The 22,083-nt window shown below is 63.3% G+C and carries 18 protein-coding genes; 14 read left to right on the top strand and 4 right to left on the bottom strand.

Annotated elements, in window-relative coordinates:
- Positions 1-6 precede the first annotated feature (6 nt).
- From murD to lpxC, 9 genes are all read left to right on the top strand, one after another.
- A complete protein-coding gene (gene murD, locus CRP40_RS11290) occupies positions 7-1,353 on the top strand; it encodes a UDP-N-acetylmuramoyl-L-alanine--D-glutamate ligase (RefSeq protein ID WP_027914480.1) in 1,347 nt (448 codons plus the stop codon).
- Complete coding sequence (ftsW, locus tag CRP40_RS11285; protein ID WP_173645896.1) at positions 1,353-2,564, top strand: putative lipid II flippase FtsW; 1,212 nt, start codon at positions 1,353-1,355, stop codon at positions 2,562-2,564. The genes murD and ftsW overlap by 1 nt, the downstream gene beginning before the upstream one ends.
- The gene (gene murG, locus CRP40_RS11280) at positions 2,554-3,633 is read left to right on the top strand and encodes an undecaprenyldiphospho-muramoylpentapeptide beta-N-acetylglucosaminyltransferase (protein WP_027914481.1); all 1,080 of its coding nucleotides are present in this window, start codon (positions 2,554-2,556) and stop codon (positions 3,631-3,633) included. The genes ftsW and murG overlap by 11 nt, the downstream gene beginning before the upstream one ends.
- A 13-nt stretch (positions 3,634-3,646) precedes the next feature.
- Positions 3,647-5,074 carry a UDP-N-acetylmuramate--L-alanine ligase gene (murC, locus tag CRP40_RS11275; RefSeq protein WP_173645895.1) on the top strand — a complete coding sequence of 476 codons (1,428 nt, stop codon included), beginning with the start codon at positions 3,647-3,649 and terminating at the stop codon, positions 5,072-5,074.
- A complete protein-coding gene (locus CRP40_RS11270) occupies positions 5,071-6,027 on the top strand; it encodes a D-alanine--D-alanine ligase (protein ID WP_027914482.1) in 957 nt (318 codons plus the stop codon). The genes murC and CRP40_RS11270 overlap by 4 nt, the downstream gene beginning before the upstream one ends.
- A gap of 5 nt (positions 6,028-6,032) precedes the next feature.
- Positions 6,033-6,902 carry a cell division protein FtsQ/DivIB gene (locus CRP40_RS11265; RefSeq protein WP_027914483.1) on the top strand — a complete coding sequence of 290 codons (870 nt, stop codon included), beginning with the start codon at positions 6,033-6,035 and terminating at the stop codon, positions 6,900-6,902.
- Between the two features lie 14 nt (positions 6,903-6,916).
- Positions 6,917-8,176 (top strand): cell division protein FtsA, encoded by a 1,260-nt coding sequence (gene ftsA / locus CRP40_RS11260; RefSeq protein ID WP_023534383.1) that lies wholly within the window; start codon positions 6,917-6,919, stop codon positions 8,174-8,176.
- A gap of 55 nt (positions 8,177-8,231) precedes the next feature.
- Entirely contained in the window at positions 8,232-9,428 is a 1,197-nt protein-coding gene (gene ftsZ / locus CRP40_RS11255) for a cell division protein FtsZ (RefSeq protein ID WP_012274054.1), read from the top strand.
- A gap of 112 nt (positions 9,429-9,540) precedes the next feature.
- Positions 9,541-10,452 (top strand): UDP-3-O-acyl-N-acetylglucosamine deacetylase, encoded by a 912-nt coding sequence (gene lpxC / locus CRP40_RS11250; protein WP_023534425.1) that lies wholly within the window; start codon positions 9,541-9,543, stop codon positions 10,450-10,452.
- Positions 10,453-10,843: 391 nt separating this feature from the next.
- Here lpxC and CRP40_RS11245 read toward each other — a convergent pair whose 3' ends face one another.
- Positions 10,844-11,299 (bottom strand): DciA family protein, encoded by a 456-nt coding sequence (locus CRP40_RS11245; RefSeq protein ID WP_027914484.1) that lies wholly within the window; start codon positions 11,297-11,299, stop codon positions 10,844-10,846.
- A 353-nt stretch (positions 11,300-11,652) separates the two neighbouring features.
- Between CRP40_RS11245 and secA the strand changes: the two genes are divergently transcribed.
- The 3 genes from secA to CRP40_RS11230 all read left to right on the top strand — a co-directional run bounded on the left by secA (position 11,653) and on the right by CRP40_RS11230 (position 16,866).
- Positions 11,653-14,388 (top strand): preprotein translocase subunit SecA, encoded by a 2,736-nt coding sequence (gene secA, locus CRP40_RS11240; protein WP_023534287.1) that lies wholly within the window; start codon positions 11,653-11,655, stop codon positions 14,386-14,388.
- A 209-nt stretch (positions 14,389-14,597) separates the two neighbouring features.
- Positions 14,598-15,815: a bifunctional glutamate N-acetyltransferase/amino-acid acetyltransferase ArgJ gene (gene argJ / locus CRP40_RS11235; RefSeq protein WP_027914485.1), complete on the top strand. Its 1,218-nt coding sequence runs from the start codon at positions 14,598-14,600 to the stop codon at positions 15,813-15,815.
- A gap of 106 nt (positions 15,816-15,921) precedes the next feature.
- Positions 15,922-16,866 (top strand): Nudix family hydrolase, encoded by a 945-nt coding sequence (locus CRP40_RS11230; protein ID WP_027914486.1) that lies wholly within the window; start codon positions 15,922-15,924, stop codon positions 16,864-16,866.
- Between the two features lie 29 nt (positions 16,867-16,895).
- Here the strand turns inward: CRP40_RS11230 and CRP40_RS11225 are convergent, their stop codons facing one another.
- From CRP40_RS11225 to CRP40_RS11215, 3 genes are read right to left on the bottom strand one after another with little or no spacing between them, the layout of a single operon-like run.
- The gene (locus tag CRP40_RS11225; RefSeq protein ID WP_027914487.1) at positions 16,896-17,462 is read right to left on the bottom strand and encodes a cob(I)yrinic acid a,c-diamide adenosyltransferase; all 567 of its coding nucleotides are present in this window, start codon (positions 17,460-17,462) and stop codon (positions 16,896-16,898) included.
- A 1-nt stretch (position 17,463) separates the two neighbouring features.
- Positions 17,464-19,494 carry an ATP-binding protein gene (locus CRP40_RS11220; RefSeq protein ID WP_027914488.1) on the bottom strand — a complete coding sequence of 677 codons (2,031 nt, stop codon included), beginning with the start codon at positions 19,492-19,494 and terminating at the stop codon, positions 17,464-17,466.
- Between the two features lie 36 nt (positions 19,495-19,530).
- Positions 19,531-20,448 carry a putative 2-dehydropantoate 2-reductase gene (locus CRP40_RS11215; RefSeq protein ID WP_027914489.1) on the bottom strand — a complete coding sequence of 306 codons (918 nt, stop codon included), beginning with the start codon at positions 20,446-20,448 and terminating at the stop codon, positions 19,531-19,533.
- A 99-nt stretch (positions 20,449-20,547) separates the two neighbouring features.
- Between CRP40_RS11215 and CRP40_RS11210 the strand changes: the two genes are divergently transcribed.
- Together CRP40_RS11210 and CRP40_RS11205 are read left to right on the top strand one after the other, a co-directional pair.
- On the top strand, positions 20,548-21,033 hold the full coding sequence (locus CRP40_RS11210; protein ID WP_027914490.1) for a YajQ family cyclic di-GMP-binding protein: 486 nt from the start codon (positions 20,548-20,550) through the stop codon (positions 21,031-21,033).
- A 111-nt stretch (positions 21,034-21,144) separates the two neighbouring features.
- Positions 21,145-21,987 carry a mechanosensitive ion channel family protein gene (locus CRP40_RS11205; protein WP_027914491.1) on the top strand — a complete coding sequence of 281 codons (843 nt, stop codon included), beginning with the start codon at positions 21,145-21,147 and terminating at the stop codon, positions 21,985-21,987.
- Positions 21,988-22,083: the final 96 nt, after the last annotated feature.

Genomic DNA, 22,083 nt, shown 5'->3' with positions numbered 1-22,083 from the left:
ATGCGCGTGTCACTGATCGCTTCCGACCAATTCCGCATCGTTGTCGGCCTCGGCAAGAGCGGCATGTCCCTGGTTCGCTTCCTGGCGAGCCGGGGCATCGCCTTTGCGGTCGCCGATACCCGCGAGCAACCGCCGGAACTGGAAACCCTGCGCCGTGACTACCCGCAGGTGGAAGTACGCTGTGGCGAGCTTGACGTGGACTTCCTGTGCCGCGCCAGCGAGCTGTACGTCAGCCCAGGCCTGGCCTTGGCTACGCCGGCGCTGCAACAAGCCGCTGCCCGTGGGGTCAAGCTGTCCGGCGACATCGAACTGTTCGCGCGCAACGCCAAGGCACCCATCATCGCCATCAGTGGATCGAATGCCAAAAGCACCGTCACCACCCTGGTCGGCGAAATGGCCGCCAGGGCGGGCAAGCGCGTGGCGGTCGGCGGCAACCTTGGCACACCGGCCCTCGACCTGTTGGCCGATGACGTGGAGCTGTACGTAATGGAGCTGTCCAGCTTCCAGCTGGAAACCACCGACCAGCTCAATGCCGAAGTCGCCACGGTGCTGAACATCAGCGAAGACCACATGGACCGCTACAGTGGCCTGCCGGCCTACCACCTGGCCAAGCACCGCATCTTCCGTGGTGCGCGGCAGGTGGTGGTCAATCGCCAGGACGCGCTCAGCCGTCCCCTGCCGGTCGAAGGCCGTCCCTGCTGGACTTTTGGCCTGGGCGAGCCCGACTTCAAGGCGTTCGGCCTGCGCGAGGTGGACGGCGAGAAATACCTGGCCTTCGCGTTCCAAACCCTGATGCCGGTTCGCGACCTCAAGGTGCGCGGCGCCCATAACCAAAGCAATGCGCTGGCCGCACTGGCCCTGGGCCATGCTGCGGGCCTGCCCTTCGAGCCGATGCTGCAGGCGCTGCGTGAATTCACGGGGCTCGCTCACCGCTGCCAGTGGGTACGTGAGCGCCACGGCGTGAACTGGTACGACGACTCCAAGGCCACCAACGTTGGCGCCGCACTGGCAGCCATCGAAGGACTGGGTGCCGATACAGCAGGCAAGCTGGTGCTGATTGCCGGAGGCGACGGCAAGGGCGCCGATTTTGCCGCGTTGCGCGAACCGGTCCGGCGCTACTGCCGCGCCGTGGTGTTGCTGGGCCGTGATGCCGAACGCCTGGGCCAGGCCCTGGGTGATGCTGCGCCGCTGGTGCGGGTGGCCTCCCTGGACGACGCCGTTCAGCGCTGCGCCGAGCTGGCACAGCCCGGTGATGCCGTTCTGCTGTCGCCAGCCTGCGCCAGCCTCGACATGTTCAAGAACTTCGAAGAACGCGGGCGCCTGTTTGCCCAGGCAGCGGGAGCACTGGCATGATCTTCGGCATCCTCAAGCCCTATCCGTCGCCGCTGATCAGCGGCCGTGGCATCGACCTGGACTTCCCCCTGCTGGCCGGTTGCCTGGCGCTGCTGGGCCTGGGCCTGGTGATGATCACTTCCGCCTCCTCGGAAGTGGCCGCCGTTCAGTCCGGCAACCCGCTTTACCACATGTACCGGCACCTGGTTTACGTTTTCCTCGGGCTGGTCGCCTGTGGCGCGACCATGATGGTGCCAATTGCCACCTGGCAGCGCATGGGCTTCATGATGCTCCTGGGGGCCTTCGGCCTGTTGGTCATGGTGCTGGTGCCCGGGATCGGGCGCGAGGTCAACGGCTCGATGCGCTGGATCGGCTTCAGCTTCTTCAACGTCCAGCCGTCTGAAATCGCCAAGGTATTCGTGGTCATCTACCTTGCCGGCTACCTGGTACGCCGTCAGACCGAGGTGCGGGAAAGCTGGATGGGCTTTTTCAAGCCGTTCATCGTGCTGCTGCCCATGGCTGGCCTGCTGCTGATGGAGCCGGACTTCGGCGCCACCGTGGTGATGATGGGGGCGGCGGCTGCCATGCTGTTCCTGGGTGGGGTGGGGCTGTTCCGATTCAGCCTGATGGTGGTGCTGGCGGTTGTCGCGGTGTTCGTGCTGGTGCAGGCGCAGCCCTATCGAATGGCGCGACTGATCACCTTCACCGACCCCTGGTCCGATCAGTTCGGCTCCGGCTACCAGTTGACTCAGGCCCTGATCGCATTCGGGCGTGGCGAGTGGCTTGGCGTGGGCCTGGGCAACAGCGTGCAGAAGCAGTTCTACCTGCCTGAAGCGCACACCGACTTCGTGTTCTCGGTGCTGGCCGAAGAGCTGGGTGTGGTGGGCTCGCTGGTCACCATCGCGCTGTTCGTCTTCGTCACTGTCCGTGCGCTGTACATCGGGCTCTGGGCCGAAAAAGCCAAACAGTTCTTCGCCGCGTACATGGCCTTCGGGCTGGCCTTCCTGTGGATTGGTCAGTTCCTGATCAACATTGGCGTGAACGTCGGTTTGCTGCCGACCAAAGGCCTGACCCTGCCGTTCCTCAGCTATGGCGGCAGCTCGCTGGTCATCTGTTGCGCGTGTGTGGGGCTGCTGCTGCGCATCGAATGGGAAAGCCGTACCCACCTGGGCAGCGAGGAGCACGAATTCAGCGAAAGCGATTTTGCCGAGGAGCCTGCCCATGGCCGCTGAAGGCAAGAACGTATTGATCATGGCTGGCGGAACCGGCGGTCACGTGTTCCCGGCGCTGGCCTGCGCGCGCGAGTTCCAGGCGCGTGGCTATACCGTGCACTGGCTGGGTACCCCGCGAGGTATCGAGAATGAATTGGTGCCCCAGGCCGGCCTTACCCTGCATCAGATTCAGGTCACCGGCCTGCGTGGCAAGGGCAAGCTGTCGCTGCTCAAGGCCCCATTGACCCTGGTCAAGGCCGTGCTGCAGGCCCGGCGCATCATCCGCGCGCTCAAGCCTGCCTGTGTGCTGGGCTTCGGCGGGTACGTCACAGGCCCCGGCGGCGTGGCAGCGCGCCTTTGCGGGGTGCCGCTGATCATTCATGAGCAAAATGCCCGCGCTGGCACCGCCAACCGTTTGCTGGTGCCTCTGGCTGCACGGGTGTGCGAAGCCTTCCCCGACACCTTCCAGGCCAGTGAAAAGCGCCGCACCACAGGCAATCCGGTGCGTGCGGAACTGTTCATGGATGCCGAGCGCCCTGCGCTTGGCCAGCGCCAACCGCACCTGCTGGTACTCGGCGGTAGCCTGGGCGCGGAACCCTTGAATACTTTGTTGCCTAAGGCGCTGTCCGAAGTGCCCGAAGCCGTGCGCCCCAAGGTGTTCCACCAGGCGGGCAAGCAACATGCGTCGATCACCGCCGAGCGATACCGCGAAGCGGGTGTCCAGGCGCAGGTCGAGCCCTTCATCAAGGACATGGCCCAAGCCTATGGCTGGGCCGACCTGGTGGTCTGCCGTGCCGGGGCCCTCACCGTCAGCGAGCTGGCGGCAGCGGGCCTGCCCTCGATGCTGGTGCCCTTGCCCCATGCGATCGACGACCACCAGACCCATAACGCCCATTATCTGGCCCGCGAAGGCGCTGCCTTCCTGATGCCACAAGCGACAACTGGCGCAGCGCAGCTCGCTGAACGCCTGAACGAGGTGCTGATGCAACCCGAGAAACTGACTGTCATGGCCGGTACCGCAAGACGCCTGGCCAAACCTGCTGCAACCAGCACCGTCGTCGATATCTGTCTGGAGGTGGCCCGTGGTTGAGAGCCAGAAAGCCATGCCCCAGCCCAAGATGGGCCGTATTCGCCGTATCCACTTCGTGGGTATCGGCGGTGTCGGCATGTGCGGTATCGCCGAGGTGCTGCTGAACCTGGGCTACGAGGTTTCCGGTTCGGACCTCAAGGTCTCGCCTGTGACCGAGCGGCTGGAGTCGTTCGGCGCGCAGATCTTCGTCGGCCACCGTGCAGAGAACGCTGCGACCGCTGACGTGCTGGTGGTGTCGAGCGCCATCAACCCGGCCAACCCTGAAGTGGCAACCGCCCTGGAACGCCGCATTCCGGTGGTGCCACGCGCCGAGATGCTGGCCGAACTCATGCGCTACCGCCATGGCGTGGCCGTGGCCGGGACCCACGGCAAGACCACCACCACCAGCCTGCTGGCCTCGGTATTCGCCGCCGGTGGGCTGGACCCCACGTTCGTCATCGGTGGCCGTTTGACCGCAGCGGGCACCAATGCCCAGCTGGGCACCAGCCGTTACCTGATCGCCGAAGCCGATGAAAGCGACGCCAGCTTCCTGCACTTGCAACCGATGGTCGCCGTGGTCACCAACATCGACGCCGACCACATGGCCACCTACGAAGGGGACTTCAACAAACTGAAGAAGACCTTCGTCGAGTTCCTGCACAACCTGCCGTTCTACGGCCTGGCGGTGATGTGCCTGGATGACCCGGTGGTGCGCGAGATCCTGCCCCAGGTCAAGCGCCCGACGGTCACCTACGGCTTCAGCGAAGAAGCCGATATCCGCGCCATCAACGTCCGCCAGCAAGGCATGCAGACGCATTTCACCGTCTTGCGCCGCGACTGCGAGCCGCTGGAAGTCTCGGTGAACATGCCCGGCAACCACAACGTGCTCAATGCACTGGCGACCATTGCCATCGCCACTGACGAAGGCATTCCCGACGAAGCCATTCTCCAGGGGCTCTCCGGGTTTCAGGGCGTCGGCCGTCGGTTCCAGGTGTACGGTGAGCTGCCCGTGGAAGGCGGCAGCGTGATGCTGGTGGATGATTACGGTCATCACCCCACTGAAGTGGCCGCGGTGATCAAGGCCGTGCGTGGCGGCTGGCCAAGCCGCCGCCTGGTGATCGTCTACCAGCCGCACCGCTACAGCCGCACCCGCGACCTGTACGACGACTTCGTCCAGGTGCTCGGTGACGCCAACGTGCTGCTGCTGATGGAAGTCTACCCGGCTGGCGAAGAGCCGATCCCCGGGGCCGATAGCCGCCAGCTGTGCCACAGCATTCGCCAGCGCGGCAAGCTGGACCCGATCTACATCGAGCGCGGCGCCGAGCTGGCGCCGTTGGTTCAGCCGTTGCTGCGTGCCGGCGACATCCTGATCTGCCAAGGTGCCGGCGATGTCGGTGGCCTGGCTCCGCAATTGATGAAAAGCCCGCTGTTTGCCGGCGCCGTGCAGGAGACGTCTAAATGACCAGCGCCTACGACCTATTGCCCAGCACCTTGGACGTCAAGGCGTTCGGCCGCGTCGCCGTGCTCTATGGGGGCAAGAGCGCCGAGCGGGAAGTCTCGCTCAAGTCCGGCGCCGCCGTGATAGGTGCGCTCACCGAAGCCGGCGTGGACGTCGTCGCCATCGACGTGGGCGATGACCTGCTTGCGCGTCTGCAAAGCGAAAAAATCGACCGTGCCTTCATCATCCTGCACGGCCGCGGCGGCGAAGACGGCAGCATGCAGGGGTTGCTCGAGTGCCTGGGCATTCCCTACACCGGTAGCGGCATCCTGGCTTCGGCCTTGGCGATGGACAAGCTGCGCACCAAGCAGGTTTGGCAGAGCCTGGGCATTCCTACCCCGCGGCATGCGGTATTGGCCAGCGAAAGCGATTGTTTGCGTGCCAGTACGGAACTGGGCTTCCCGCTTATCGTCAAACCTGCCCATGAAGGCTCCAGCATCGGCATGGCCAAGGTGAACAGCGAGCAAGAACTGGTTGCCGCCTGGCGAGATGCCGCCAACTACGATTCTCAGGTACTCGTGGAACAGTGGATTCACGGCCCGGAGTTCACCATTGCGGTGTTGCGCGGGCAGGTACTGCCGCCGATTGCCCTGGGAACCCCCCACGTGTTCTACGACTACGACGCCAAATACATCGCCAACGATACCCAGTACCGCATTCCCTGTGGGCTCGATAGCGCCAAGGAGCAGGAACTGATCGATCTGACCGCCCGCGCTTGCGATGCCATCGGCATCGAAGGCTGGGGGCGGCTGGACGTGATGCAGGACGAGCAGGGCCGGTTCTGGCTGCTCGAAGTCAACACCGCACCAGGCATGACTGATCATAGCCTGGTGCCCATGGCGGCCCGCGCGGCCGGCTTGGACTTCCAGCAACTGGTGCTGGCGATCCTGGCCGAAAGCGTGGCGACGCGAGGTTAATCATCATGCAGGGCGCAATGGTACGTCAGCAGCAACCCGTTACCGGCCGCAGCAAGCCGGTGCCGCGTGGTGCCAGCCGGCTGGTGGCCGACGAGCCCGTATCGGCGCGCCTGCCGCGTCCAAGCCTGGGCGGCCTCAAGCGCCTGCTGTGGCCGGTGTTGCTGGTAGCCGCAGGCTTCGGTGCCTACGAGGGGGCCATACGGCTCATGCCGTATGCCGACCGGCCGATCACCAAGATCGACGTGCAGGGCGACCTGACCTACATCAGCCAGCAGTCGGTGCAGCAGCGTATCGCCCCCTATGTGGCCGCAAGCTTCTTCACCGTCGACCTGCCGGCGATGCGCAAGGAGCTTGAGCAGATGCCCTGGATCGCCCATGCCGAAGTGCGCCGGGTATGGCCGGACGAAGTGGTGATTCGCCTCGAGGAACAACTGCCGGTGGCACGCTGGGGTGACGCGGCCTTGCTCAATAACCAGGGCCAGGCCTTCACACCGCGCGAACTGGCCAACTACGAGCACCTGCCACAATTGGCCGGCCCCCAGCGGGCCCAGCAGCAGGTCATGCAGCAGTATCAGATATTGAGCCAGATGCTGCGCCCCCTGGGCTTCTCCATTGCGCGCCTGGAGTTGCGCGAGCGAGGCAGCTGGTTCCTGACCACGGGCGCGAGCAGCGCAGGGCCTGGTATCGAGCTGCTGCTGGGGCGCGACCATCTGGTCGAGAAGATGCGCCGTTTCATTGCCATTTACGACAAGACGCTTAAAGAGCAGATCGCCAACATCGCCCGCATCGATCTGCGATATGCCAACGGGCTTGCCGTTGGCTGGCGGGAACCGATTGCACCGACGACGGCCCAACCCGCCGTTGCGAAGAATTAGAGAGAGGCAGGACCATGGCAAACGCGCATAGCGGCAAAATGATCGTCGGGCTGGACATCGGCACTTCCAAGGTAGTGGCCTTGGTAGGTGAGGTGGGCGAAGACGGCACGCTGGAAATCGTCGGGATCGGCACACACCCGTCCCGCGGCCTGAAAAAAGGCGTGGTGGTGAACATCGAGTCCACCGTGCAATCGATCCAGCGCGCCGTCGAAGAAGCTCAACTGATGGCGGGCTGCCGCATCCACTCGGCCTTCGTGGGCGTTGCAGGCAATCACATCCGCAGCCTGAACTCCCATGGCATCGTCGCCATTCGCGATCGCGAAGTCAGCCTGGCCGACCTTGAGCGTGTGCTCGATGCCGCCCAGGCGGTGGCCATTCCGGCGGACCAGCGGGTGCTTCACACCCTGCCGCAGGACTACGTGATCGATAACCAGGAAGGCGTGCGCGAACCGCTCGGCATGTCGGGCGTGCGCCTGGAGGCCAAGGTTCATGTGGTGACCTGCGCCGTCAATGCCGCCCAGAACATCGAGAAATGCGTGCGCCGCTGCGGCCTCGAAATCGACGACATCATTCTCGAGCAACTGGCATCGGCCTATTCGGTACTGACCGACGACGAGAAAGAGCTGGGCGTGTGCCTGGTCGACATCGGCGGCGGCACCACCGACATCGCGATTTTCACCGAAGGCGCCATTCGCCACACCGCCGTCATTCCGATTGCCGGCGACCAGGTGACCAATGACATTGCCATGGCCCTGCGTACGCCCACACAGTATGCCGAGGAAATCAAGATCCGTTATGCCTGCGCCTTGGCCAAGCTGGCAGGTGCAGGTGAAACCATCAAGGTGCCAAGCGTTGGCGACCGTCCTCCGCGCGAACTGTCGCGCCAGGCATTGGCCGAAGTGGTCGAGCCGCGCTACGACGAACTCTTCACCCTGATCCAGGCTGAACTTCGCCGCAGCGGCTACGAGGACCTGGTGCCTGCTGGCATCGTCCTGACCGGTGGCACCGCCAAGATGGAAGGCGCGGTCGAGCTGGCCGAGGAAATTTTCCACATGCCGGTACGCCTGGGCGTGCCGCACAGCGTGCGCGGCCTGAGCGACGTGGTACGCAACCCGATTTATTCCACCGGTGTGGGCTTGCTTACCTACGGGCTGCACAAGCAGACCGAAGACCTGCCCTTGACCGGCAACAGCAGCAGCAACAACAGCTATGGCGATGAACCGAAGGCCCCGGTGCTTGAGCGCTTCAAGCGGTGGGTACAAGGCAACTTCTAAGTTTCAAAGCAGTAGTGGTAGGCGCGACAACTAGAGAACTGTAAGGAGAGGGAAAATGTTCGAGCTCGTAGACAACGTCCCGCAAAGCCCGGTCATCAAGGTGATCGGCGTAGGTGGTGGTGGTGGTAACGCCGTCAATCACATGGTCAAGAGCAGCATCGAAGGCGTGGAGTTCATCTGCGCCAACACCGATGCCCAGGCGCTCAAGAACATTGGTGCGCGCACCATCCTGCAATTGGGCACTGGCGTGACCAAGGGCCTGGGTGCTGGCGCCAATCCGGAAGTCGGTCGTCAGGCCGCGCTGGAAGACCGTGAGCGCATCGCCGAAGTGCTGCAAGGCACCAACATGGTGTTCATCACCACCGGCATGGGCGGCGGTACCGGTACCGGTGCAGCGCCGATCATCGCCGAAGTGGCCAAGGAAATGGGCATCCTCACCGTGGCAGTGGTGACCCGTCCGTTCCCGTTCGAGGGCCGCAAGCGCATGCAGATCGCCGATGAAGGCATCCGCATGCTGGCCGAAAGCGTCGACTCGCTGATCACCATCCCCAACGAGAAACTGCTGACCATCCTGGGCAAGGACGCAAGCCTGTTGTCCGCGTTCGCCAAGGCCGATGACGTGTTGGCCGGTGCCGTTCGCGGTATCTCCGACATCATCAAGCGCCCGGGCATGATCAACGTCGACTTCGCCGACGTGCGCACCGTGATGGGTGAGATGGGCATGGCCATGATGGGCACCGGCTGCGCCAGTGGCCCGAACCGTGCTCGCGAGGCGACCGAGGCTGCGATCCGCAACCCGCTGCTCGAGGACGTCAACCTGCAGGGCGCCCGTGGCATCCTGGTCAACATCACCGCAGGTCCGGACCTGTCCCTGGGTGAATACTCCGACGTGGGTAGCATCATCGAAGCGTTCGCCTCGGACCATGCCATGGTCAAGGTCGGTACCGTGATCGACCCAGACATGCGCGACGAACTGCATGTCACCGTCGTGGCCACCGGCTTGGGTGCGCGTATCGAGAAGCCGGTCAAGGTGGTGGACAACACTCTGCAGACTGCCCAGCAGGCCTACGAGGCGTCCAACCCTGCCCCTGCGCGTCAGGAGCAGCCAGCCGTCAACTACCGTGATCTGGAGCGCCCGACCGTCATGCGCAATCAGGCGCACGCGGGTGCGGCAGCGGCGGCCAAGCTGAACCCTCAGGATGACCTGGATTATCTGGATATTCCGGCCTTCCTGCGTCGTCAGGCTGATTAATGAAATTTATCAGGGCTATGAAGGTGATTGGTATTCATCAAAGGTTGGGTCTGGTATTATCGCCAGCCTTTGTTGATAACTGTTCGCAATTTGCGCTGAAGCGGCCAATGCCATGATTAAACAACGCACCCTGAAGAATACCATCCGTGCCACAGGTGTCGGTCTGCACTCTGGGGAGAAGGTCTACCTGACCCTCAAGCCTGCACCTGTTGACACCGGCATCGTCTTCCGCCGCGCCGACCTCGACCCTGTGGTCGAGATCCCGGCGCGTGCGGCCAATGTCGGCGAGACAACCATGTCCACGACGCTGGTCAACGGTGACGTCAAGGTCGATACGGTCGAGCATCTGCTCTCCGCCATGGCGGGCCTGGGCATCGATAACGCCTACGTCGAGCTCTCCGCCTCGGAAGTACCGATCATGGATGGCAGCGCCGGACCTTTCGTATTCCTGATACAGTCTGCCGGCCTGGAAGAACAGGACGCAGCCAAGAAGTTCATCCGCATCCTGCGTGAGGTAACGGTGCAAGAGGGCGACAAGCGCGCCACCTTCCTGCCTTTCGAGGGGTTCAAGGTGAGCTTCGAGATCGACTTCGATCACCCGGTGCTTCGCAACCGGACCCAGAGCGCAAGCGTCGACTTCTCCAGCACCTCGTTCGTGAAGGAAGTCAGCCGCGCCCGCACCTTTGGCTTCATGCGTGACATCGAATACCTGCGCAAGCACAACCTTGCGCTGGGCGGCAGTGTAGAAAACGCCATCGTGGTCGATGAGGAAGGCGTGTTGAACGAAGACGGTCTTCGCTACGAAGACGAGTTCGTCAAACACAAGATTCTCGACGCCATTGGCGACCTGTACTTGCTGGGCAACAGCCTGATTGGCGAGTTCAAGGGCTTCAAGTCCGGTCACGCGCTGAACAACCAGCTGTTGCGCAAGCTGATTGCCGAAACCGATGCCTGGGAAGTGGTCACTTTCGAAGATGCCAGCACGGCGCCGATCTCGTATATGCGTCCTGTCGCGGCTGTGTAAGCTCGAACACTCTCTAGTTCATTGAGGCCACCTTCGGGTGGCCTTTTTTATGGCTTGCTTATGGGCAGAGACACCCATCAATCCATCCAGATGGCCCGAGCCGACCGTGTAAGTCGGGGCAGCGTCGGACTGTATCCTGCGGCGCCGAGGCGGCAAAGGCATCGACTCAGGCTTCGATGGTGGATGCGATCCATCGGCTTGGCCCTGGGGCTGCCCTTGCGCGCGGCTCTTTCATCCTCGATATGATCCAGGCGCGCATGCACCTGTGAGTATTGGCGGCCATCCAAACCCGGCGCCGCCGAGGATGGCTCGCACCATCAGGCTGAACAGCGCAGTCTGTAACGCCTTCAAAATCTTGGTTGCTGCCGCCCGAAGCCCCCTGGCAAATCGGTCAGTCCTTGGCCTGCGCATGCGCCGCCAGGCGCTCCAGTGCGGCCCGCAATTTCGCGTCAGTGATGCCTTCGGCCGTCTGCAGCAGGCTCTCGGCCGCGCTGTTGGACAACTCGGTCGCATGCCCGCCGCGTTTGGCGGGTACCAAGGGTGGTTGCACCTTGAAAAGAATACGCCTGAGGTTGCCGAACGCATCGGTTGCCTGCAACGCCGCCATCAGGCGCTTTTGCTGGTAACGCAGGCGCGTGGCCCAGTGCCCATCGGTTACCACAAGCAGTAAGGTACCGTCACGCCATGACGCCACGTGGCAGTGCTCGCGTGCAGCCGGCTGCAACTGGCCTTCGACCAGGCGTTGCAGGTGCTCCAGGCGCTCGGCCTGGTTGAGCAACAGGCGCAGCGGGCGAACCTGGCGCAGCAACGCCGAGGGCAGCTGGGCGGGGGAGGGTTTGTAGGCCATGGGTATACGCATGAGGTTACAAGTAGGGCAGTCTAACACTTCAGCGTCTGTCCCGATCACCCGGCGGTTGAGCCCACTGGCCAAGCGCTGCGCCTGGCGCTACCGGGGCCAGGCCCTGCAAGGCAGCGCGCACAGGCGAGTCTTGAACGCTTTCATCTTTCCAGGTCTTGAACTCAGGGGAAATGCCCCTATCTAAGACACGCCCCTGTAAAAGCGCTGTGCCAGCATCGTGGAATCCACCACTTTCATCACCATCGTTTCCGGGTAGAATGCTCGTTCGCATGCGGCCTTAGGGCTGCACGGGCGACTCATGGGGCCGCCCTCCATCCCTACGTGTGGAAGATCCTGCCAATATGTTTGCGCCTTTGTTAAAGAAACTTTTTGGAAGCAAGAACGAGCGTGAAGTCAAACGCATGCTCAAGACGGTGAGTATCGTCAATGCCTTCGAAGAGAAGATGGTGGCCCTCTCCGACGAGCAGCTGCGTGGCAAGACTGCCGAGTTCAAGGAGCGTTTGGCCAAAGGCGAAACACTGGACCAACTGCTGCCCGAAGCCTTCGCCGTCGCCCGTGAGGCTGGCAAGCGCGTAATGGGCATGCGTCACTTCGACGTTCAGCTCATTGGCGGCATGACCCTGCACGAGGGCATGATCGCGGAAATGCGCACCGGTGAGGGCAAGACCCTGGTCGGTACCTTGGCCGTCTACCTCAATGCATTGTCCGGCAAGGGCGTGCACGTGGTCACCGTCAACGACTACCTCGCCCGTCGTGACGCCAACTGGATGCGCCCGCTGTACGAGTTCCTCGGCCTGTCGGTCGGTATCGTCTCGGCCTTCCAGCCGCCGGAAGAAAAGCGCGCAGCCTACGCTGCCGACATCACTTACGGTACCAACAACGAATTCGGTTTCGACTACCTGCGCGACAACATGGCGTTCAGCCAGGACGAGAAGTTCCAGCGTGAGCTGAACTTCGCAGTGATCGACGAAGTGGACTCGATCCTCATCGACGAAGCCCGTACGCCGTTGATCATTTCCGGCCAGGCCGAGGACAGCTCCAAGCTGTACATCGAGATCAACCGCCTGATCCCGCGCCTGACCCAGCACATCGAGGAAGTCGAAGGCCAGGTCACCCAGGAAGGCCACTTCACCATCGACGAGAAGACCCGCCAGGTCGAGCTCAACGAAGCCGGTCACCAGTTCATCGAAGAAATGCTGACCCAGGTCGGCCTGCTGGCCGAGGGCGAGAGCTTGTACTCGGCGCACAACCTGGGCCTGCTGACCCACGTCTATGCCGGTCTGCGCGCGCACAAGCTGTTCCACCGCAACGTCGAGTACATCGTGCAGGACGGCCAGGTGCTGCTGATCGACGAGCACACCGGGCGTACCATGCCGGGTCGTCGCCTGTCCGAAGGCCTGCACCAGGCCATCGAGGCCAAGGAAAACCTCAACATTCAAGCCGAGAGCCAGACCCTGGCCTCCACCACGTTCCAGAACTACTTCCGTCTGTACTCGAAACTGTCGGGCATGACCGGCACCGCCGATACCGAGGCCTTCGAGTTCGCCCAGATCTACGCCCTGAACGTGATGGTCATTCCGCCGAACAAGCCCCTGGCGCGCAAGGACCACAACGACCTGGTGTACCTGACCGCCGAAGAGAAGTACGCCGCGATCATCGCCGACATCAAGGAAACCTTGAAGCAAGGCCGGCCGGTGCTGGTGGGTACGGCCACCATCGAAACCTCCGAGCACATGTCCAACCTGCTGCACAAGGAAGGCATCGAGCACAAGGTTCTGAACGCCAAGTACCACGAGAAGGAAGCCGAGATCATTGCCCAGGCCGGTGCGCCAGGCGCGCTGACCATTGCCACCAACATGGCCGGTCGCGGTACCGACATCCTGTTGGGCGGCAACTGGGAAGCTGAAGTGGCCGCACTGGAAAACCCAACGGCCGAGCAGATCGCGCACATCAAGGCCGACTGGCAGAAGCGTCACCAGCAGGTGATCGAGTCCGGTGGCCTGCACGTCATCGCCTCCGAGCGTCACGAATCGCGTCGTATCGACAACCAGCTGCGCGGTCGTTCCGGTCGCCAGGGTGACCCGGGTTCCAGCCGCTTCTACCTCTCGCTCGAAGACAGCCTGATGCGCATCTTCGCCTCTGACCGGGTGAAGAACTTCATGAAGGCGCTGGGCATGCAGTCGGGCGAAGCCATCGAACACCGCATGGTCACCAACGCCATCGAAAAGGCCCAGCGCAAGGTCGAAGGCCGCAACTTCGATATCCGCAAGCAGTTGCTCGAATACGACGACGTGGCCAACGAGCAGCGCAAGGTCATCTACCACATGCGCAACAGCCTGCTGGCCGCAGAGAACGTGGGCGACACCATCGCCGAATTCCGCAAGGAAGTACTCGACGCCACCATCAGCCAGCACATCCCGCCGCAATCGCTGCCTGAGCAGTGGGACGTGGCCGGCCTGGAAGCCTCGCTGTCCAGTGACTTCGCCATGAAGTTGCCGATCCAGCAGTGGCTCGACGAAGACGACCACCTCTACGAAGAGACCCTGCGCGAGAAGCTGCTGCACGAAATCACCACGGCCTACACCGAGAAAGAAGACCAGGCCGGGATGGAAGCACTGCGCACCTTCGAGAAGCAGATCCTGCTGCGTGTGCTGGACGACCTGTGGAAGGACCACCTGTCGACCATGGACCACCTGCGTCATGGTATCCACCTGCGCGGCTACGCCCAGAAGAACCCGAAGCAGGAGTACAAGCGCGAGTCGTTCACCCTGTTCCAGGAACTGCTCGAGTCGATCAAGCGCGATGCCATCCGTGTGCTCTCGCACGTGCAGGTTCGCCGCGAAGACCCTGCCGAGGAAGAAGCACGCCTGCGCCGCGACGCCGAAGAGTTGGCCAGCCGCATGCAGTTCGAACACGCGCCCGCACCTGGTCTTGAAAGCGAGCAGTTGGCCGAGGAGGGCGCTGAGGTAGCCGTGGCTGCCGAGCCTGTGCGCAACGAGCAGAAACTGGGTCGCAACGAGCCGTGCTGGTGTGGTTCGGGCAAGAAATTCAAGCACTGCCACGGCCAGATCGAGTGATCTGACCGCAAGGCCGTCACAGGGCGCACGGCGCCGTGCTGGCTGCTCACTGCCAAGGGGCTACTGCGCAGCCCATCGCCGACACGCCAGCGCCGCCCTGAGCTGCGTCGATTCAAGCCATGCGGTATGCCCGGTTCGCCCGGGCTTGCCAAAGATGGGCCGCACAGCGGCCCTTTTTTTCACCACACGTATTTTCTAGGAGCGCTCCAATGGCTGTTGGTCTTGGTCCTTTGCCTACGCTGCACCCCGTCCCGGGTTTCGAACTCGGTATTGCCTCCGCCGGCATCAAGCGCCCGGGGCGCAAGGATGTGGTGGTCATGCGCTGCGCCGAGGGTTCGAGTGTGGCCGGTGTGTTCACCCTCAATGCCTTCTGCGCCGCCCCCGTGATCCTGGCCAAGCAGCGGGTGCAGGGTACCGTACGCTACCTGCTGACCAACACGGGCAATGCCAACGCCGGCACGGGCGCCCCCGGCTTGGAAGCGGCGCAGCGGACCTGCGCGAAACTCGCCGAGCTTGCTGGTGTGTCCGCCGAGTCGGTTTTACCGTTCTCCACCGGTGTGATCGGTGAGCCACTGCCGGTGGAAAAGATCGAAGGTGCCTTGCAAGCTGCCCTGGACAACCTGTCGGAAAACAACTGGGCTGAAGCGGCCACCGGCATCATGACCACCGACACCTTGCCCAAGGGCGCGAGCCGTCAGTTCCAGCACGACGGCGTGACCGTGACCGTGACCGGTATCAGCAAGGGCGCGGGCATGATCCGCCCGAACATGGCGACCATGCTGGGCTACATCGCCACCGACGCCAAGGTCGCGCCAGGCGTGCTCAAGGACCTGATGCTGGACGGGGCCAACAAATCGTTCAACCGCATCACCATCGACGGTGATACCTCGACCAACGACTGCTGCATGCTGATCGCCACCGGCCAGGCCGACCTGCCGGAAGTCACCCAAGCCAGCGGAGCCCTGTTCGAAGCTTTGAAAAAGGCTGTGTTCGAGGTCTGCATGGAGGTGGCACAGGCCATTGTCCGTGACGGTGAGGGGGCGACCAAGTTCGTGACCGTGCAGGTCAACGGCGGTGGCAACCCTCAGGAATGCCTGGACGTCGGCTACGCCGTGGCGCATTCGCCGCTGATCAAGACCGCACTGTTCGCCTCCGATCCCAACTGGGGCCGCATCCTCGCAGCGGTTGGGCGTGCCGGCGTGCCCGCGCTGGATGTGAGCCTGATCGATGTCTACCTGGATGAGGTGTGCATTGCCAGCCAGGGCGGTCGTAGCCCGAGCTATACCGAAGACCAGGGCGCCCGGGTGATGGCCCAGGAAGAAATCACCATCCGTATCGACCTTGGCCGTGGCCAGTGCAGTGAAACCATCTGGACCACCGACCTCTCTCACGAATACGTGAAAATCAACGCCGAGTACCGCACCTGATGCAGCCGGGGCCGCTCGCGGTCCCGATGTTTCAATGCCAAGGGAGCAAAACCATGAGCTTTATGCCAACCCCATTGCCCACGGCTGGCGTGACGGAGTGTGACCGATGAAACGGGTTCACGTCGTTGCAGCCGTGATTCGGGGCATGGACGGGCGGATACTCATCGCCCGCCGCGCCGACACCCAACACCAGGGCGGCCTCTGGGAGTTTCCGGGAGGCAAGGTGGAGCCCGGTGAAAGCGTCGAGGCCGCGCTGGCGCGTGAGCTCGACGAGGAGCTGGGCATCCAGGTAACGCGCTCGCGGCCCTTGATCAAGGTCAGTCACGACTACCCCGACAAACACGTACTGCTCGAGGTGCGCGAGGTCGAGGCCTTCAACGGTGAACCCCATGGCGCCGAGGGGCAACCGCTGGCCTGGGTCGCGCCCCGTGAGCTGCCGGACCATGCGTTTCCCGAGGCCAACAAGCCCATCGTCAACGCTGCCCGGCTGCCGGATCAATACCTGATCACACCCGACGGCCTGGACGTGCCTGACATGCTCAAGGGTATCCAGAAGGCCGTGGCCAGTGGCATCCGGCTGATCCAGTTGCGTGCACCGGACATGTACGACCCCAAGTACCGCGATGTGGCGGTTGATGCGGTGGGGTTATGCGCGGGCAAGGCCCAGCTCATGCTCAAGGGGCCTCTGGAGTGGTTAGGCGACTTCCCGTCGGCAGGCTGGCACCTGACGGCAGCGCAGTTGCGCAAGTATGCCGACAAGGGCAGGCCGTTCCCGGTCCAGCGCTGGCTTGCCGCCTCCTGCCACACTGCCGAGGAGCTTGCCCTGGCCCAGCAGATGGGGGTCGACTTCGTCACCCTGTCGCCGGTCCAGCGTACCGAAAGTCACCCAGAGGCCGCGCCGCTTGGCTGGGAACAGGCCCAGCACCTGATTGCCGGGTTCGACCAACCGGTGTACCTGCTCGGTGGCATGGGCCCAGCGGACCGCGAACAGGCCTGGCTAGCCGGGGCGCAGGGCGTTGCGGGTATCAGGGCGTTCTGGCCGACCCTCTGACGCCGGACCGGTGCGGCAAGCGCTTGGCGTCAGCCTTGAGGTTTTTCGGCCGGCTGCCACAGGACCTCGGCAATGCCTTGCCGCCTGCCGATGATACGGGCGGCAACGAACAGCAGGTCCGATAGGCGGTTGATGTACGCCAGGCCGACACCCTCCAGCGGCTCTACGGTATTGAGGTGCTGGCAGCGTCGCTCGGCGCTGCGTGCCAGGCTGCGGCACACGTGTGCTTGGGCGACCAGGGCCGACCCGCTGGGCAGGATGAAATTCTTCAGTGGGCCCAGTTCGTCATTCCACTCATCGATGGCCGCCTCTAGCCGCTCCACCTCTGCCGTGGTCAGGGCCTGGTAACTGGGCATGGCCAGCTCCCCGCCCAGGTCGAACAGGCGGTGCTGGCAGGGCGCCAGAACGCGGCTGACTTCGTCCAGACCTTGTTCATCCAGGCCGGCCAGCAACAGGCCAAGCTGGCTGTTGAGGCTGTCCACTTCGCCGATGGCTTCGATGCGTGGATGATCCTTGGGTACACGCCGGCCATCGCCCAGGCCGGTTTCACCTGTGTCGCCAGTGCGGGTATAGATTTTGGACAAGCGGTAGCCCATGTCATTGCTCCGTGGTGACCGGCAGCGGCGGATGCGGCTGGCCGAGGGGCAGGCGCAGGGTGAAACAGGTCCCCTGCCCAGGCGTGGAATGCACCTCCATCTGCCCCTTGTGGTTATTGGTGATGATGAAGTACGACACCGAAAGCCCAAGACCGGTGCCCTGGCCGATTTCCTTGGTCGTGAAGAAGGGCTCGAAGGTGCGCTTGCGCACGGCTTCGGGCATGCCCACGCCATTGTCCTCCACTTGGATTTCTGCCCAGGGCGGCGCAAGCCGTGTGCGCAAGATGATACGGCCTGGCTCGCAAGGTGCCGGGCGCTGGTGAATGGCCTGGGCGGCGTTCTTGAGCAGGTTGAGCAATACCTGCTCCAGTTCGTTGGCGGTGCAGGGCACAGGCCCCAGCGCCGGGTCGAACTGGCGCACGATGGCCTGGCCTTTGAAGTCGAAACCAATGGCCAGGTCGAAGTCGTTGCCTGCTATGTCCACCGCCTGGTCAATCAAGGCAGGGAGGTCGCAGGGCGCCAGTTCGCGCGTGCTGCGACGGCTGAAACTGAGCATGTGGGTGACGATCTTGGCGGCCCTGGCACCCGCTTGCTGGATGCCATCGAGCAACTGAGGCACTTCGCGGCTTTGCAGGTAGGCGTTGACCGTGGTCAGGTCGATGCCCAGCGCGTGGGCTTGCTCAAGATTGCGCGGCAGATCAGGTGACAGGCGGCGGCGGATATTCTGCACGTTATGCAGGATGGCCCCGAGCGGGTTGTTGATTTCGTGGGCCATGCCGGCCGCCAGGCCACCGACCGAGAGCATCTTTTCCGACTGCACCATCATTTCTTCGAGCGACAGACGTTGGGTGATGTCATCGATCCGGATCACCACGCCCCGGCCTCCACCGCCGGTGAGTGGGTAGAAGGTCAATGCGTAATGCCGCGGCTCATCATCCTTGTGCCAGGTAACACGCTCGATTTTCGCCACCCGGTGCCGCTCCACCGTGTCCTTCAACTGTGGCAAGAAGGGTTTTAGCGGTGCGAAGGCGATGAACACCGGTTGGTTGAGCGCCTCGTTGAGGGTCGTGCCGGATAACGCCGTTGCCTCTTGGTTCCACTGGGTCACGTACAGCTGCTCGTCCAAGGCGATCAGGGCCGACGGCATGGAGTCGATGATGCTGTTCAGGTAGTTCTGAAAGCCTGTGAGCTTTTTCTCGATCTTGCTGCGCACCTGCACTTCGAGCTCGAGCTTGCGGTTTGTATGACGCGTTTGCTCGGCGAGCCCCTGGGCCTGGTCGTAGGCACTCTGGAACTCGTCCCGGGCACGCTTGAGCTGGTGCTCCCGGGCTTCGATGCGCGAGAGCATCGTATTGAAGGCATTAGCCAGGCTACCGATCTCGTCGTCGTTGCCGCGTCGGGCCCGCAGCGCGTAGCTCTCCTCACGGGTGACCTGGCGGCTGAGCTCTTCGAGCTGGTTGATCGGCTGCGTGATCAGGCGTTTGATCTGCCGGGCGATGAAGAGCCACAACAGCACGCTGAACACCAGAATGGCCAGGCTCGCGCTGAGCGTGCCGGTGTAGAAGGCGGTGGGCAGCTCGCTGCTGGCTACCAGTAGCAAATGCCCCGGCGGGCTACCGGCCCGTGGCAGGCGAATCAGCTGCGTGCTGCGAAACTCCATGAATCGCCAGCCTTCTATGTTGCGAAACCGCTTGGGCAGTGTGAGGGGGGCGCCATGCTGCAATTGGGCGAGCATGCGCCCGTCGCTGCCATACAAGGCGGCGGCGCGCAGCGGCGCATAGCTGTCCAGTTCATCGAGCAGCGCCTGGGCCGAGGTGGGGTCGTCTGCCGCGCGGGTCGACAGCTCAGGATTGGAGACCAGCCGGCCGATGGTCTGGAGCGCTTGCGGTGCCATGCTTTCCTGGGTGATCCAGTAGGCGGCGCTGATGAAGGTCAGGTTCGCCACCAGCAGAATGGTCACCAGCAAGACCAGCAAAGCTGCCAGCAGCTTCTGCCCGACGGGGAGGTTCTCCAGGCGTTGACGCAGCGTCATGGGCAAGGCGATGTCCGTGTGGGTTCAAGGGCCGCGTCAGTCGCAGGGCAAGCCCCGCACGCGCAAGTTATCGACCAGGCATTGGAGCAGGTGTTCCAGATGCGGCAGGTGCAGCCCATGTCGGCGGGCTGCCTGGCAAGCATAGCCAAGCAGGTACTGCACCTCGGTACGCCGGCCAGCCCGTACATCCTGGTACATCGAAGCGTAGTTGGTGGCAGTGGCCAGGAGGACCCGTTGCACGTCCTGTTCAAGGTCCTGAGCGGCCTGCGGCTGGCCGCACTGACGCAACAGACGCTCGAGCTCAACGCACAGTGCCTGCACCTGATCGAGATGGCCCAGCAGGCCCCCGTTGCGGCATTGGTGCAGCACGGTCAGCGGGTTGATCGCGCAGTTGATGGCCAGCTTGCGCCAGAGCCGGCTGAGGATATCGGGGCTCCATTGGGCAGGGATACCCGCTGCTTGCAAATCCTCGAGCCACGGCGGTGGAGCAGGATTGCCCGGGTCCCCCAGCCAGTTGTACCCCTGCCCGGCGAAGCGCACCTGCCAGTCACGTTCCCGGTAGGCGCCCTCGGTGCTGGAGACGAAGATGCAGCGGGCCTGCGGCACCTGCCTGGCCACCTCGTCCTGGCTACCCAGGCCGTTTTGCAACAACAGCACCTCGGCGCCGGGCACAAGACGGCTGGCAACGCTGGCCACGGCCGGCGCCGCGTCATAGGCCTTGCAGGCCACCAGCAGGCGGTGGATCGGCCCATCACTCTGGGCTGTTTCGGCCGGTATGGCGTAGTGGGCGGTCAGGTCCTGTTCCAGCAAGCCAAGGCTGCCCACTTGCTGGTAAGCCTGCAAACGCGTGCTGTCACGCATGATCAGGCGCACGGCCTTGCCGGCCCGCGCCAGACGACAGGCCCACAGGCTGCCCAGGCTTCCTGCGCCGAGAATGTGCCAGGTGCTGCTCATATGCGTTTCGCAACCGTTATAATGAGCCCGCATTTTAACCGTCAAACCCAGCGCGCTCCATCTTCAGTCCGAGCGCGCTTTTATTTTGGGAGAGTAACCATGCCTTCGTTCGACGTGGTATCGGAACTGGACAAGCACGAAGTGCAGAACGCGGTCGACAATGCCATCAAGGAGCTTGACCGCCGCTACGACCTCAAGGGCAAGGGCAGCTTCGAGTTCAAGGATAAAGAGCAGACCGTCATGCTCACGGCCGAGGAAGAGATCCAGCTCGAGGCGATGATCGAAATCCTGCGCCTGGCCCTGGCCAAGCGCAAGATCGACGTCAAGTGCCTGGAAACCAAGGACCCCTATCCGTCCGGCAAGGAGAAAAAGCAGGAGGCCAAGTTCCGCGAGGGCATCGACAAGGACCTGGCCAAGAAGATCGTCGCCACCATCAAGGATGGCAAGCTCAAGGTCCAGGCCGCCATCCAGGGCGAGCAGGTACGGGTCACTGGCAAGAAGCGCGATGATCTGCAGGAAGCCATCGCCTTGCTGCGTACCAAGGAATTTGACATGCCGCTGCAGTTCAACAACTTCCGCGACTGATCCGGGCCGCCGGAACCCCCGTGCACTCACGGCTGTCCATGGGGGCCTGGCCGCTGAAATGCAGGCGGCCTGACGTATTGTGCAATCGCCGTTCGGCATCAGGAGATGAATATGGATTTGAGTGCTGAAGTCGATCAGCTGGTCCGCCAATCCGAAACCTGGATTCCCATGATCATGGCGTACGGCAGCCGCCTGCTGCTGGCGCTGGTGACCCTCGCCATCGGCTGGTGGGTGACCAACATCGTCAGCGACCGGCTGGCAAGGCTCGTGGGCCTGAAAGTCCACGACCCGGCGCTGCAGAGCTTCATCCGCACGCTGGCCAACATCGTGTTGAAGATCCTGCTGGCCATCAGCGTGGCCTCGATGATCGGTATCGAGACGACCTCCTTCGTGGCGGCCATCGGTGGTGCTACCCTGGCCATCGGCCTGGCGTTGCAAGGCAGCCTGGCGAACTTCGCAGGCGGCGTACTGATCCTGCTGTTCCGCCCGTTCCGCATCGGTGACTGGATCGAGGCGCAGGGCGTGAGCGGTACCGTGGACAGCATCCAGATTTTCCACACGGTGCTGCGTACCGGCGACAACAAGACCGTGATCCTGCCCAACGGCTCCCTGTCCAACGGGATCATCACCAACACCAACCGCCAACCCACCCGCAAGGTGGTGTTCGACGTGGGGGTGGACTACGAGGCTGACTTGCAGAAGGCGCGCAACGTCCTGCTGGAGCTGGCCCAGGACCCACGTGTGCTGGCCGACCCTGCCCCTGTGGCGGTGGTGTCTACCCTGGGTGACAGCTCGATCACCGTCTCGCTGCGTCTGTGGACCAAGACCTCGGACTACTGGGACGTGATCTTCATGCTCAACGAGCAGGCACGTGACCGCTTGAAGGCGGAAGGAATCGACATTCCGTTCCCGCAGCGGGTCATTCGCGTGGTGCAGGAAACGGCCGCGCAGTAAGGCCTCAGCACAGGCTGGCATCGATCGAGCCCGCCCTCCGGGTTCAGCAGCGTCCTTCACAGGGCCTGCTGGGCGCGCAGGGCGGGCTTCGTTGCT

Source organism: Pseudomonas sp. URMO17WK12:I9, from assembly GCF_900230165.1.
GTDB lineage: Bacteria > Pseudomonadota > Gammaproteobacteria > Pseudomonadales > Pseudomonadaceae > Aquipseudomonas > Aquipseudomonas fulva.
Note: the sequence above shows the minus strand (reverse complement) of the source record. Positions and strands in the feature narration are given on the sequence as shown.